Raw genomic sequence first — 13,617 nt, forward strand, 5'->3', positions numbered from 1 at the left:
CTAAACCATTTAGGCAATGGCCGGAGGTGCTCCCGCCACGAAGACGTGGGCCGCGGTCCTGGCGGTGAGGTCGGCGGGTTGTCCACCGCCGCCGACCCGCACGCCGTCCGGGGTCCGTGCCACGATCACGGCCGCCCCGGGCCGTACTCCGGCGCGCCACAGGGTACGCAGCAGCCCCGGGTCGGTCTGGATCGGCTCCCCGATGCGCCGTACGACCGCGCTCGCTCCGTCCGGTCCCGGGTCCAGCCGGCCGAGGCTGACGGTGTGCTCGCCGGCCGGCGGTTCCTCGGCGGCCCGTCCGCCGAGTTCCTCCAGGGCGGGGATCGGGTTGCCGTAGGGCGACCGGGTCGGGTGCCGGAGGAGTTCCAGCACACGGCGCTCGGCGGCCTCGCTCATCACGTGCTCCCAGCGGCAGGCCTCGGCGTGGACCTGCTCCCACTCCAGGCCGATCACGTCGACCAGCAGGCACTCCGCGAGCCGGTGCTTGCGCATCACGCGCGCGGCCGTCAGACGCCCCTCACGGGTCAGTTCGAGGTGCCGGTCGGCGGCGACCCGCAGCAGACCGTCGCGCTCCATGCGCGCGACGGTCTGGCTGACGGTGGGGCCGCTCTGGTCCAGGCTCTCGGCGATACGGGCCCGCAGGGGAGCCACGCCCTCCTCCTCCAGCTCGAGGATGGTGCGGAGATACATCTCCGTGGTGTCGATCAGGCGTGACATGGCGTGTCTCAGGCCGGCGTCTCGGCCGTGGCAGTGAGGACCGCGCGGCCGAGGACGTGGCCGGTCATGGTGAAGCCGAGGACGGCGGGGGTGGTGTCGGCGGGTATGCCCACGCTCGCGACGTCGAGGGCGTGCACGACGACGAAGTAGCGGTGGCGGCCGTGACCCGCCGGCGGGGCGGCGCCGAGGTAGCGGGCGGCACGGGCGTCGTTGGGCAGCTGGAAGGCGCCCTCGGGCAGCCCGGAGCCGGTGTCGTCACCGGCGCCCTCGGGGAGCGAGGTGACGTGGGCGGGGATGTCGGCGACCGCCCAGTGCCAGAACCCGGAGCCGGTGGGGGCGTCGGGGTCGTAGACGGTGACGGCGTAGCTCTTGGTGCCCTCCGGGGCGCCGCTCCATGCGAGCTGCGGGGAGACGTCCCCGCCGCCGGGGACGCCGGAGGACCACTGTGTGGACGGCCAGGGGGCGCCGTCCTCGACCGTGGCGCTCGTGACGGTGAAGGAGGCCGCCTCGGGGAGGCGGGCGAAGGGGTCGTTGGCGGTGGTCATCGTGTCGTTCGTTCCTTTCGTGACGGTGCGCCACGCGGGACGGCATGCGCGGGCCGGTTCAACCGGCGGAGCGATCGCAGCGTTCTGCCGGACGATCGGTCGATCGGTCGATCTACAATCGACCATAACACTAATAATCGATTATCCAAGGGATCGTCTATGCTGAGCTCATGACTGATACGGCCTCCACCGCGGCCCCGACGGGCAAGCGCATGCTCTCCGAGCAGGTCCACACGCGTCTGCGGGACGCGATCATGCAGGGGGAGCACTCCCCCGGCGACGCCCTGAAACCGCAGGACCTCGCCAAGGAGCAGGGCGTGAGCCTGGCCGTCGTGCGCGAGGCGCTGGTGCGGCTGGTCGGCGAGGGGCTCGCCGACCGGCTGCCCAACCGCGGCTTCGCCGTTCCGGACTTCTCCGACCGGCGCTGGCAGGAGATCGCGGAGGCCCGCCGCACGATCGAACCCGTCGTGCTGCGGATGTCGGTCGAGCGCGGTGACGTCGATTGGGAGGCCCGGGTACGGGCGGCTCATCACCGTCTGGCCCGGACCCCCGCATACGCACCGGGAGAGGGCGAGTTCTACAGCGAGGCCTGGGCCGAGGCCCACCGGGTCTTCCACCGGACGCTGCTGGAAGGGTGCGGGAACCCGGTGCTGCTGGAGACCTTCGACCGGTTGTGGACCGCCAGTGAACTGGCGCGCCGCTGGTCGGCGCAGCGCACCCCCGGACGGGACGGGATCGACGAGCACCGCCGCCTGGAGGAAGCGGCGCTGGCCCGCGACGCGGACGCCGCGGCCGACCTGCTGATCCGACACCTCACCCAGACCGCAGCCGGCCTGACCGACTGACCCCGCCGCGCACAGGGCGGCTCCCACCGGCTGCGGAGCCACTCCGCAGGCGAACGCCCGGCGGCCGGACGGCAGAACACCCCCGTCACCCGACGGCGGACACCGGGCCGCCCGCCGACGGACACCGAACCGCCCTAGGAGTGTCCTGAAGATCTTGAAATCGCGCCCGGCTTGCACCAGTTCATACAGATTGATATTTACCGGCAATCCGGGATGAGTCGGGCGGGCGGAGCAAGATCTTCAGCGGTCTTCTAGAGGCGGGCGTCAAACCCCCTTGGCGCGCGTCAGGCCGCTCTGCCGAGGGGCGTCGGGCCGCCCCCGATGGACGCGAGCCACCCCGACGGCGGACGCCGTGCCTCTTCGGCGGCCCGAGACCGCGCCGTCGACGGCCTGCGGAGCCGAGCCACCCGCGTCCGCCAGGCCGCCCCGGCGGACGCGCGCCATTCCGACGGCGGGCGCCCATGTTCCCGCCTCTTGGCGCCGGGACAGACTCCCCGATGGACGAGAAAGCCCCCAACACCCAGCAGACGCTCCCCTGCGGACACATGAGCACTCCGCCGACAGACACCGGGCACTCTCGGACGGAGCCAAGCCGCACCCCGGCTGACACAGGCCGATCTCCCGCAGCACACCAGGCAACTCCGCCGGCGGGCACCAGGCACCTCGGCCGCCATGAAGCCACGCTTCGACAGCCCCGGCCCGAGCCGCCCGCGGACACCGAGCCACATCCCGGGCGGGCGCCGAGCCATTCCGCCAGCGGACACCGGGCGGTCCTCGGCGGACGCCATGCCCCCACCAGGGGGCACCGGGCCGTGCCCCGACGGGCGGCAAGCCACCCCACCGGCGGGCGCCTGGCCGCACCCCGGGTCGGCACCGTGCCGCCCGTTCCGGCGGGGGCCGTCGGAAAAGGGTGGGGCGCATGCAGGTGTTGTTCAGGTCCGGGCCACCGGACGGCCAGGGCGGGTGCGCATCATGCGGGTGATCGCTTTCGTCGTCCGGCAGGTGGAGTCCCGTTGAGTACAGAGAAGCAGAGCAGTCGTCAGCCGTCCCCGCACAGACGTACAGTGCTGCGCGCCGCGGTGGCCGCGCCTGCGGCAGGCGCCGTGGGCGTGGGCGTCGGCCCGGACACCGCGTCCGCCGCGGCGCACGGTGGCCGGTTCGATGCCGACAGTCCGCGGTTCGCGCTGGCGGTGCTGCCCGACACCCAGTACCTTTTCGACGCCGACAGCGCCGACCCCACGCCGCTGCGGGCGACGTTCCGCCATCTCGTGACCGAGCGGTCGGCGGCCAACATCGCGTTCATGACCCACCTCGGCGACGTCACCGAGCACGGCACCGAGGACGAGATCGAGCTCGCGGCCGACACCTTCCGTGTCCTGCACGGACGCGTGCCGTACAGCGTGCTGGCGGGAAACCACGACATCGAGTCGTCCACCGACGACCAGCGCGGCCGCTCCGCGTACCTCTCCGCGTTCGGGCCGCACCGCTACCGGTCCATGCCGACCTTCGGCGGCGCCTCACCCGACGGCTACAACAGCTACCACGTCCTGCGGGCCGGCGGCAGGCGGTGGCTCGTCCTCGCCCTGGACTGGCGGATCTCCGACAAGGGAATGGCGTGGGCGCAGCGCGTCCTCGACACCCACCCCACCCTGCCCGCGGTGCTGACCACGCACGACCTCGCCGCGTCCGGGGAGGACGGCGAGGCCCGGCTGTCCGGTCACGGACAGCGCCTGTGGGACGGGCTGATCAAGAGCAACGACCAGATCTTCCTGGCCCTGGGCGGCCACTACTGGCCGCCCGGCCGCACCGTGCTGGCCAACGACGCCGACAACGATGTCCACATCCACGTCACCAACTATCAGGACCGGTACTACGGTGGCGCCGGGATGATCCGCACGTACGGCTTCGACCTGGTGCGCGGGGTCATCGACGTGGAGACGTTCTCGCCGTGGCTGCTCGCCCCGGACCCCGACCGGCGCTCCCCGCTGGCCGCCGAGACCCTCGAACTCACCGGCCCGGCCGACCGTTTCACGCTCTCCGTCGACTTCGACCAGCGCTTCGCCGGCTTCGCCCCCGTGACCCCGCCGAAGCCCCGGCCCGCCCGGTCCGTGATGCCCCGCGGCACCCTCGCCTACTGGCGCTTCGACTCCTCCGGCACCGACGCGGCGGGCACCCCTGGTGCCTCCGTCGCCGACGGCGCCGTGGTCAAGGACCTCACCGGCAACGGCAACGACTTGACCGTGCGCCGGCTGCACTCCAGCGGCCCCCGGGCGCTGACCTGGTCGGCGGACCACCATGACGGGCAGCCCGCACACGCCAGCCTCCGCTTCGACGGGGGCCGCGACCCCGACCGCGGTGCCATCCTCACCACCGCGCGGCGGGCCGCCCTGAACAGCGAGAAGTTCCTCCGCGGCTACACCATCGAGACCTTCGTGCGGCTGCCCGAGCCGTTCGAGGGCAACCACGACTGGATGGGCCTGCTCAGTTGGGAGGGCCGCAACGGCGACGCGGGCAAGACGACGGGATGGTCCCCGCTGGAGCCCACGTGCAGTCTCAACCTCTCCCCCGAGCGGTTCCTGCAGTTCGTCGTGTATCCGCACCGGCAGGACGCCGACCCCACGTCGTGGAGCCACTCCGTGCCCGTCGGGCGCTGGATGCACATCGCCGTCGTCAACGACGGCCGCCGCACGGTGATGTACGTCGACGGGTCGAGGATCGCCCGCAATCCGGCCCAGCCGTCGACCGGCATCACCACCCTCGGCAAGCCCTTCGTCCTCGGCGCCACGCAGTTCGACGAGAAGTACGGACAGGGCTTCTACGGCTGGATGGGCGACACGCGGATCGTCGGACGCCCCCTGCCGGTGCGGGAGTTCCTCACCTCGTTCCGCTGAACCGGTCGGTGCGCGGTCACGGCGGCCTCCCTCCTCACCGGCGGCCGCGCACGCGCCGTACCAGGAGCAGGGTGGCGCACAGCGCGGTGACCGCGCCGGCGGCCAGGTGCACGCCGATGCCGGCGCCGGTGTACGAGGCGACGGTGTTGCCGAGGACGCTGACGACGAGGACCGACCAGAGCAGCGTGTGGGCCACTCCCCCGTCGCCGCCCGCGGGTGCCGTGCGGCGGCCGGGGGCCGGGGCGAGGTGAGAGGGGTTCGTGTGCGTCATGGCTGCTCCTTCGGTGTCGCAGGCGGCCCTGCGAGGGCGTACGGGACGGTGCGGCACGTCCGCGGTCGTGCGGCGTGTGCGATGTCCCCGACGCTACGGACGGGGCGTGCGCATGCCGATCCCCCGAGCCGCCGGACCGGCGGTACAGCAGGCTGTACTCTTCCCGGCCCGCCCTCGGGCACGGCGCCGCCGGGCATAGGGTGATGCGTGTAACGGCAGGTCGGCGAAGGAAGGGTGAGAGGTGACCACCCGGCACAACGACGGTTTTGGCGGCCGGTCCGGGTCCGGTGCGAAGAAGGAGTCCTTCCGGGAGACCGTCGCCGGGGCCGTGTCCGCCGCCCTGGCCGCGCTGGGACAGCTCGTGGGAGGGCTCGGCACTGCTCTGCTCGCCCTGGCCCTCCTCGGCATCGCCCTGATGACGGCGGCGGCCTGTCTGGTGGGCGCGGGACTGCTGCTCGCCCCCACCGTGCTGCGCGCCCTGCACGCACTCGCCGGCCAGGAGCGCGCCCGGCTCGCCCGCCACGGTGTGGAGGTCATCGCCCCGGAGCCGTCGCCCACGCGGTTGCGTGCGGCCCTGGCCGACCCCGCCACCCGCCGTGCGGCGGGCTGGCTGGCGGTGCACGCCACGTTCGGCCTGATCCTCGGCCTGTGCGGACTGCTGCTGCCCGTCGCCGCGGTCCGCGACGCCGCCTTCCCGCTGCTGTGGCCGCTCGTCCCCGACGACGCCACCAGCACCTCGCTGGGTTTCGGCACCGCCGACTCCCGGGCTGAGGCGTCGGTGGTGTCCCTGCTCGGGGTGGGCTGGATCGCCATCATCCTCGGTCTGACGCCCGGCATGGCCCGCCTCCAGGCACGGCCCGCGCTGCGCCTGCTGTCGGCCGGTCCGCAGGCCGATCTCTCCCTGCGCATCGCCGAGTTGACCGCGACCCGGGCCGCCGCGCTGGACGCCCACGCCGTCGAACTGCGCCGGATCGAGCGCTCCCTGCACGACGGCACCCAGAACCGCCTCGTCACCGTCACCGTGCTGCTCGGCGCGGCCCGCCGCATGGTGGCCCGCGATCCCGCCGGCGCCGACGAGATCCTCGAACGCGCCCAGTCCGCGGCCGAGCAGGCGCTGGCCGAACTGAGAGCCGTGGCGCGGGGCATCCTGCCGCCCGTGCTCGCGGACCGCGGGCTGGCCGGCGCGCTGTCCGGACTCGCCGCCCACTGCGCGGTCCCGTGCCGTACCGATGTCGAGCTGCCCGAGCGGTGCGCTGCGTCGGTCGAGGCGACCGTCTACTTCGTGGTGGCCGAGGCCCTCACCAACATCGCCAAGCACAGCGGCGCCACCCGGGCCACCGTCACCGTGCGCAGCCGGGGCGGCCGGCTCCTGCTGCGCGTCGAGGACGACGGCCGGGGCGGCGCCGACGAGGCGGGGGGTTCCGGTCTGGCCGGCATCCGCCGCCGTATCGCGGCACACGACGGTGTGCTGCGCCTGACCAGTCCGGTCGGCGGACCGACAATCCTCGAGGTGGATGTTCCATGCGGATCGTGATGGCGGAGGACGACCCCTTGCTGCGGGAGGGGCTGGCCCTGCTGCTGCGGGCCGAGTCGCTGGACGTGGTCGCCAAGGTGGGTACGGCCGAGGCGGTCCTCGACGCCATCGACAGCCACCGGCCCGACGTCGCCATCCTGGATGTACGGATGCCGCCCACCCACACCGACGAGGGCATCCGCGCCGCAGTCGAGGCCCGCCGCCGCCACCCCCGGCTCGCCGTCCTGGTGCTGTCCGCCTACGTCGAGCAGAGCTTCGCCACCGACCTGCTCACCGGCGGGGTCGGCGGGCTCGGCTATCTGCTCAAGGAGCGGGTCGGCCGGGTGGAGGAGTTCCTCGACGCCCTGCGGCGCGTGGCGGACGGGGGCACGGCCATCGACCCCGAGGTCGTCGCCCAGCTGTTCACCCGCTCGCGTCAGGACACCCGGCTGGAACGCCTCAGTCCGCGTGAGCGGGACGTCCTGGCCCTGATGGCCGAGGGGCTGGGCAACACGGCCATCGCCGAACGGCTCGTCGTCACCGACGGCGCCGTCCACAAACACATCCGCAACATCTTCGCCAAGCTGGACCTGGCCCCCACCCAGCAGGTCGACCGCAGGGTCGCGGCGGTCCTGCACTACCTGGAGAACTCCCGCCGCACCTGACGGTGCAGGGCGTCGCAGGCCCGCCGCGCTGGCGCGGCGGGGCGGGCGGTGCGACGCTGGAAGTGGTGCTGTGAGCCGCTCCGCTCTCGCCAGGAGGCGATGGGTCATGGCCAAGCGTCTGGTCGTCTGCTGCGACGGTACCTGGAACTTCGCGGACCAGCCGAGCAAGACCAACGTCGCGAAGATCGCCCTGTCCGTGCGTCCCGGAACCGTCGCCGGGAAGGAACAGCGCGTCTACTACCACGGCGGCGTCGGTACCCACCGGTGGGAGCGCCTGCGCGGCGGGGCGTTCGGCGTGGGGCTGTCCCGGAACGTCCTGGACGCCTACCGGTTCCTCGTCGAGACGTACGAGCCCGACGACGACCTGTTCCTCTTCGGTTTCAGCCGCGGCGCCTTCACCGCGCGCAGCCTGGCGGGGCTGGTGCGCAACAGCGGCATTCTGCGCAGGGACCACGCCGACCGGATCCCGGAGGCATGGGCCCTCTACCGCGACCGCGTCGAGCAGCCGAACGGCGCCGCCGCCACGCTGTTCCGCCGCTCCTACGCACGCGAGTCGGAGATCGCGTTCATCGGGGTGTGGGACACGGTCGGTGCCCTGGGCATCCCCGCTCCCGGTACCGTCCCGCTGCAACCCGCCGCGCGGCGGTTCAACCGCCGCTGGGGGTTCCACGACACCGAGCTGAGCAACTGGGTCCGCGCCGCCTTCCACGCCCTGGCCCTGGACGAGCAGCGCTCGGCGTTCCGCCCCACCCTGTGGCACCAGCAGCCGGGGTCGGCCGAGGAGGGTCAGGAGCTGAAGCAGGTGTGGTTCGCCGGGGTCCACTGCGATGCCGGCGGGGGCTACGCGGAGACGGGGCTGTCCGACGTCACCCTGCTGTGGATGGTCGACCAGGCCCGCCGGCACGGGCTGAAGTTCGGCGCCGATGTGCTGGGACCCGAAGGACCCCGGGTGATGACGCCTCACCACCGCGTCGGCTTCCGGGTACGGCCGGACGGTTCGGGTCCGCTCCATGCCTCGCGGACGGGGCTGTACCGGCTGTCCCCGCCGCTGCACCGGTCCCTCGGTGAGGCGGTGAACGACCGGGGGGAACCCGACGGGAACGAGTACCTGGCCGTCCCCGCCAAGGAGCGCCACGACCGGGACCCCGGTTACCGGCCGCCGGGGCTGGCGCGCTACCTGGACCGGCAGGACCGCATCCGGCTGGAGCCCGTGCTGCTGCCGGGCCTCTCCGCGACCCTGCCGCCGCTGCCCCCGGCCGCGTCCGGCCCGGGAACGACGGCCGAGGGCCACGAGGGGCTCCACCGGGCCACATGAGGCCGCCCCATGGAGTCGCGAACCGTCGCACGGTCTGCGGACGGACGCGAGTCGCGGCGTGCCCGGCCCGGGGGAACAATGGGCCGTGGTCGCATCACCGAGGCAAGGGAGCCACGCATGTCGTCGAAGAGGCGCCGGAAGAAGAAGGCCCGCCGCAAGCACGCGGCCAACCACGGGAAGCGCCCGCAGTCCTGAGCATCCTCCGTCGTGTCCGACGCCTCACATGGCTTCCTGCTGCCGCTCCGGAACCCGCTTCATGTCGAGGTCGGTGTGCAGGGGATGGTGGTCGGAGTACGGCGTGGGCTGCACGTGGTGCTCGAGCGGGCTGATGCCCCGCAGGAACACGTAGTCGAACTTGCTCTGCCAGTCGGTGGTCGGCAGGCAGGTGCCGGAGGGTGAGGGCCGGCACTCGGGGTCCACGTCCCCGGCCAGCGCCCACATCGGTTCGAGTTCGGCCGCGTCCGGCACGGCGTTGAAGTCGCCGAAAACGATGGCCCGGTCGTGCCGGACGACCTGCGCGGCGAGGGCGGCGATCTGGTCCGTGCGGTACTCCTCCTGACGGCGCTCCGCGAGATGCGTGTTGAACACCCGGATCTTCCGGCCGCCGACGGTGGTGGTGACCGCCATGTAGCCCCGGTCCTCGGAACCCCCGTCCCGGTACTCCACGTTGACGGTCTCCGTCATCGGTGCCGCCGAGAGGATCGCCTGACCGTAGCCTCCGGGGTTCCACGGCAGTCCGCCGCAGCGGCCCCAGTTCTTGAGCACCGTCCCGTACTCGACGTGGTAGACCAGCCCGTAGAGGTTCTCCAAGTGGTTGCGGATCCGCGCGACATCACGCGCGCACGCCTCCTGCAGGCCGATGACCTGGGGCGCGTAGGTGGCGATCTCGGCCGCCCGGTCGGCGTTGCTCGTCTCGCAGGGGTTGCAGAGGTTCCACGTCATGACCCGGTTCGGTACGACGTCCCTGACGGCGTCGGCGGGCAGTGACCGGGCGAACGGGACGCCGCCCGGTGCGCTGGGGCCCAGGAGCATCATGCAGGTCACGATCACCGCGCCCGCGAGCAGCCGTGGGCCCCTTCCGAACACCGCGGCCTCCCCATGGTCGACACCTGTGGCGGTTGACGCCTCTGGGCACGAGGTTATGTGACAGCCGTCCGCGACGACACGTGCCCCCCGTCAGGGACCGCGCGGCGCCGGACCCTGCGAGCGGCATACCACCACCGGCACCTGCCGCCGCGACGTTCACTCCCCCGGCCCAACTACTGGTGCCGGAACGGTCGGTGACGTGCAGATTCGTCTCAGTGACTCCCCTCCACCGAAAGAGTGGTCATGAAGCGAATACCGCACATCGCCGCCCGGCGGGCACTCCCCCTCGCGGTCCTCCTCCCCGCCACCGCCCTGATGGCCGCGGGGCCGTCACCGGCGTCCGAGAACGGGGGCGGAGCCGAGCCCGGCGAGGGCGCCAAGCCCACCGTCGTGCTGGTGCACGGGTACTGGGCCGACGGCTCCGGGTGGCACGAGGTCGTACGGAGCCTCCAGGCCGAGGGGTATCCGGTGGTCGCCACCGCGAACCCGCTGCGCAGCCTCTCCGGCGACGCCGACTACCTCGCCGCGCGGCTCAGGACCATCGAGGGGCCCGTCGTCCTCGTGGGCCACTCCTACGGCGGCGCCGTCATCACCAACGCCGCGGCCGGCAACCCGAACGTCGAGTCGCTCGTCTACATCGCCGGGTTCGCCCCCGACAAGGGCGAGACCGCCTTCGAGCTGGCGGCGAAGTACCCGGGCAGCCGTGTGACGGACGATCCCAGCGCCCCCGTGCCCACCGCCCTCAACGCCGTTCCGCTCGGCGGCGGCCCCACGGATGTCGATCTGTACCTCAAGCCGGACAAGTTCAGCGACGTCTTCCTCAGCGACCGCCTGGAGGCGAGCCGCGCGCGGGTACTGGCCGCCTCGCAGCGGCCCGCGACCGCCGCCTCCGGGAACGAACCGAGCGCCGCCGCCGCGTGGCGGGACATTCCGTCCTGGTACCTCATCCCCACCGACGACCGCACGATCGGCACCGACAACCTGCGCTTCATGGCCGAACGGGCCGGGTCGACCACGGTGGAGATCGACGCCCCGCACGCCGTTCTGGAGACGAACCCGGACGACGTCACCAACCTCATCCTGAAGGCGGCGCACGACGACGCGCGCCCCGCCCTCGCCGCGACGGGCACGACCGTGCGGACCGCGGTCCTCGGCGGCGCGGCGGTCGTCGCCGTCGCCGCGGGCGCGACCTTCATGAACCGCTCCCGCCGGCCCTGAGCCGGGGGCTGTCGGTGGCGCGGTGCAGGATGGGGGCATGGAACCTTCGGAGACTGTGCGCACGCTGTGGGACCGGATGCAGCAGCGGGACTGGGCGGGCGTCGGGGAACTGCTGGCCGACGATGTCGTCGTGGAGTGGCCGGTCAGCGGGGAACGGATCGTCGGCCGCGAGAACTATGTGCGCATCAACGCGGAGTACCCGGAGGGCTGGTCGATCGACGTCCTTCGCGTCGTGCCGTCCGGGGAGGTCGTCGTCTCCGAGGTCGAGGTGCCCCACGTGTCGATGGGGATCCACCGGGTGGCGTCCTTCTGGACGGTTCGCGACGCTGTGATCACCAGCGGCCGCGAGTACTGGACCGAGCTCGGCGCCGATCCTTCTCCGGCCTGGCGGGCGCCGTTCGTCCAGCGCCTCTGACGCTCCGCGGGCCGCTCATCGGCGCCCGCCGGTCCGGGCGTGGATCAGCTTCCTGGTGAAGCGGTGCAGGTGCGGGTCGAGCGACTCGGCGGGCTCGTCGAGCACCTCCTCGGCGGTCAGCCGGCGAATGGCGGCGAACTCACCCTCGTCGTAGTCGGTGACGGCGTCCGCGTCCAGGTCAAGGAGGTACCAGAGCGAGACGTCGGTGTGCCGGCCCTCGCCCCTGGTCCGGGTGACGGTGAGGAAGAACGGGTGCGGGCCGGTGAGCGGTGACGCCACGGCCTCGACGCCCAGCTCCTCACGGCATTCGCGGACCACGGCGGCCCAGGGGTGCTCGCCGGGCTCGACATGTCCGCCGGGCGGCAGCCACAGTCCCGCCTTGCGGTGCGCGACCAGGAGCAGCAGTCCGCGCTCGTGATCGAGGACCACGAAGTAGCTCACCAGGTGTGTCGGCGGTACGTCCGGCTTGCGGACGCGGTGGAGCGGGGCGCCGCCGGTGATCCATTGCCGGGTGGTGTCCAGGTGGTCGCGTTCCAGGGCGTCCCAGGGTTCGATGGCTCCGATCGTCTCCAGGAGGCGCGCACGCGGTGACGCGGAGTCAGAAGCGAGGTGGGGGCGGGTGGTCGAGGTCATCCGTGCATCCTGGCAGGGGTTCCCGGACCCCGCCCCCCTGTCACTCCACTTTGACGCGATCATGCTTACCGTTGGTGAAGACGTCCACGTCAGCGGTTTCGTACCCTTGCGCTATGCGCATGCGCCCCACCTTGAGCTGGACCCCCGCCGAGGACCTGCCGCCCGGTACCACCGACACGGCGCCGGTCGCCGACGCGCTGCGCGCCGGGGGTGTGCTGGTGCTCAGCGGCGCGGGGATCTCCACGGAGTCGGGCATCCCCGACTACCGCGGCGAGGGCGGGAGCCTCAGCCGGCACACCCCGATGACCTACCAGGACTTCACCGCGAGCGCCGCCGCCCGGCGCCGTTACTGGGCGCGCAGCCACCTCGGATGGCGCACCTTCGGCCGCGCCCTGCCGAACGCCGGGCACCGGGCCGTGGCGGCGTTCGGACGGCACGGGCTGCTCTCGGGCGTGATCACCCAGAACGTGGACGGTCTGCATCAGGCCGCCGGCAGCGAGGGCGTCGTGGAACTGCACGGAGGGCTGGACCGGGTGGTCTGTCTGTCCTGCGGCAGATTCAGCCCGCGCGGTGAACTCGCGGCCCGGCTGGAGGAGGCCAATCCGGGCTTCGCGCCGGTGGCCGCGGGCATCAACCCCGACGGCGACGCCGATCTCACCGACGCGCAGGTGGCGGACTTCCGCGTGGTGCCCTGCACGGTGTGCGGCGGCGTCCTCAAACCCGACGTGGTGTTCTTCGGCGAGAACGTGCCGCCCGGGCGGGTCGCGCACTGCCGCGCGCTGGTCCGCGAGGCGTCCTCGCTGCTGGTCCTCGGCTCCTCACTGACGGTGATGTCCGGGCTGCGCTTCGTCCGCCAGGCCGCGGAGGCGGGCATCCCGGTGCTGATCGTCAACCGGGACCCCACCCGTGGCGACCGGCACGCGCTCACCCGGGTCGCGCTGCCGCTGGGCGCGGCCCTGACCGGCGTGGCCGAGATGCTGGGGATGTCCGTCGACGGCAGGACGGCGGCCTGAAAGAGCCGGCCCCCCGTGCGACGATCCTCACGGGAGACAGTCGGTCGTGCCGATGATCTCCCCGGGGGAGGGCCGAGTGGACGCGGACGAGATGCGCGCATGTTTCGACGGCCGGACGCGCGTCGTGCTCCGGCCGGGGCAGGACTTCACTGACGTGCGGCACCTGGCCGACCAGGTGGCCCGTGCGCTCGGATACCGGTACGTCGAGGCAGTTGGGTCCGCTGTGGCGGGCGCTCGAACACATCCCCACGCCCGGCGCCGTCCGCGCCCCGCTGCCCTGGTGGCGCACTCCCCCGGCGGTGCTGCTGACCGGACGGAAGACGGCCCTCTACGATGCCGTCCTCGCGCCGGCCCCCTGCTTCGACCCCGCCGTGCGGGAGGCGGCCCTGTGCGCCGCGCCGGCCGACGGGGAGGACGAGGCCCGGGCCGCCGTCACGGCGGACGCGGCGATGATCCTCGTGGCCCGGGAGAGGCAGCGCGCAGCGCCCGG

At 72.9% G+C, this 13,617-nt stretch carries 14 protein-coding genes; 9 read left to right on the plus strand and 5 right to left on the minus strand.

The genetic code is table 11. The annotated features are described in order from the left end of the window. Positions 1-9: 9 nt before the first annotated feature. Positions 10-717, minus strand: coding sequence for an iron-dependent transcriptional repressor DtxR (locus AC5L3C_RS00910; RefSeq protein ID WP_493646318.1), 708 nt, complete (start codon positions 715-717; stop codon positions 10-12). A gap of 8 nt (positions 718-725) precedes the next feature. Continuing rightward, positions 726-1,262, minus strand: coding sequence for a YbhB/YbcL family Raf kinase inhibitor-like protein (locus tag AC5L3C_RS00915; RefSeq protein ID WP_493646319.1), 537 nt, complete (start codon positions 1,260-1,262; stop codon positions 726-728). A 170-nt stretch (positions 1,263-1,432) separates the two neighbouring features. On the opposite strand from AC5L3C_RS00915, the gene AC5L3C_RS00920 reads away from it, so the two are divergent. Both AC5L3C_RS00920 and AC5L3C_RS00925 read left to right on the plus strand, forming a co-directional pair. Beyond that, entirely contained in the window at positions 1,433-2,107 is a 675-nt protein-coding gene (locus tag AC5L3C_RS00920) for a GntR family transcriptional regulator (protein ID WP_493646320.1), read from the plus strand. Positions 2,108-3,120: 1,013 nt separating this feature from the next. Continuing rightward, positions 3,121-4,998, plus strand: a complete 1,878-nt coding sequence (locus tag AC5L3C_RS00925) for a LamG-like jellyroll fold domain-containing protein (RefSeq protein ID WP_493646321.1) — start codon at positions 3,121-3,123, stop codon at positions 4,996-4,998. 34 nt (positions 4,999-5,032) lie between these two features. Here the strand turns inward: AC5L3C_RS00925 and AC5L3C_RS00930 are convergent, their stop codons facing one another. Continuing rightward, positions 5,033-5,269: a hypothetical protein gene (locus AC5L3C_RS00930; RefSeq protein WP_493646322.1), complete on the minus strand. Its 237-nt coding sequence runs from the start codon at positions 5,267-5,269 to the stop codon at positions 5,033-5,035. 241 nt (positions 5,270-5,510) lie between these two features. On the opposite strand from AC5L3C_RS00930, the gene AC5L3C_RS00935 reads away from it, so the two are divergent. The 4 genes from AC5L3C_RS00935 to AC5L3C_RS00950 all read left to right on the plus strand — a co-directional run bounded on the left by AC5L3C_RS00935 (position 5,511) and on the right by AC5L3C_RS00950 (position 8,957). Continuing rightward, a complete protein-coding gene (locus AC5L3C_RS00935) occupies positions 5,511-6,803 on the plus strand; it encodes a sensor histidine kinase (protein WP_493646323.1) in 1,293 nt (430 codons plus the stop codon). Then, positions 6,791-7,447, plus strand: a complete 657-nt coding sequence (locus tag AC5L3C_RS00940; RefSeq protein WP_493646324.1) for a response regulator — start codon at positions 6,791-6,793, stop codon at positions 7,445-7,447. Before AC5L3C_RS00935 ends, AC5L3C_RS00940 begins: the two co-directional genes overlap by 13 nt. Positions 7,448-7,553: 106 nt before the next feature. Beyond that, positions 7,554-8,762 carry a T6SS phospholipase effector Tle1-like catalytic domain-containing protein gene (locus tag AC5L3C_RS00945; protein ID WP_493646325.1) on the plus strand — a complete coding sequence of 403 codons (1,209 nt, stop codon included), beginning with the start codon at positions 7,554-7,556 and terminating at the stop codon, positions 8,760-8,762. Positions 8,763-8,879: 117 nt separating this feature from the next. After that, a complete protein-coding gene (locus tag AC5L3C_RS00950; protein ID WP_375256634.1) occupies positions 8,880-8,957 on the plus strand; it encodes a 50S ribosomal protein bL37 in 78 nt (25 codons plus the stop codon). 24 nt (positions 8,958-8,981) lie between these two features. On the opposite strand, the gene AC5L3C_RS00955 is transcribed toward AC5L3C_RS00950, so the two are convergent. Next, the gene (locus AC5L3C_RS00955) at positions 8,982-9,848 is read right to left on the minus strand and encodes an endonuclease/exonuclease/phosphatase family protein (RefSeq protein WP_493646326.1); all 867 of its coding nucleotides are present in this window, start codon (positions 9,846-9,848) and stop codon (positions 8,982-8,984) included. A gap of 243 nt (positions 9,849-10,091) precedes the next feature. On the opposite strand from AC5L3C_RS00955, the gene AC5L3C_RS00960 reads away from it, so the two are divergent. Beyond that, positions 10,092-11,066 carry an alpha/beta fold hydrolase gene (locus tag AC5L3C_RS00960; RefSeq protein ID WP_493646327.1) on the plus strand — a complete coding sequence of 325 codons (975 nt, stop codon included), beginning with the start codon at positions 10,092-10,094 and terminating at the stop codon, positions 11,064-11,066. A gap of 37 nt (positions 11,067-11,103) precedes the next feature. Beyond that, on the plus strand, positions 11,104-11,481 hold the full coding sequence (locus AC5L3C_RS00965) for a nuclear transport factor 2 family protein (RefSeq protein ID WP_493646328.1): 378 nt from the start codon (positions 11,104-11,106) through the stop codon (positions 11,479-11,481). 15 nt (positions 11,482-11,496) lie between these two features. On the opposite strand, the gene AC5L3C_RS00970 is transcribed toward AC5L3C_RS00965, so the two are convergent. Continuing rightward, complete coding sequence (locus tag AC5L3C_RS00970) at positions 11,497-12,114, minus strand: NUDIX domain-containing protein (protein WP_125501527.1); 618 nt, start codon at positions 12,112-12,114, stop codon at positions 11,497-11,499. A 113-nt stretch (positions 12,115-12,227) separates the two neighbouring features. Here AC5L3C_RS00970 and AC5L3C_RS00975 point away from each other — a divergent pair, with 113 nt between their 5' ends. Continuing rightward, the gene (locus AC5L3C_RS00975) at positions 12,228-13,127 is read left to right on the plus strand and encodes an NAD-dependent protein deacetylase (protein WP_125501529.1); all 900 of its coding nucleotides are present in this window, start codon (positions 12,228-12,230) and stop codon (positions 13,125-13,127) included. Positions 13,128-13,617 lie beyond the last annotated feature (490 nt).

Source organism: Streptomyces speibonae, from assembly GCF_984686075.1.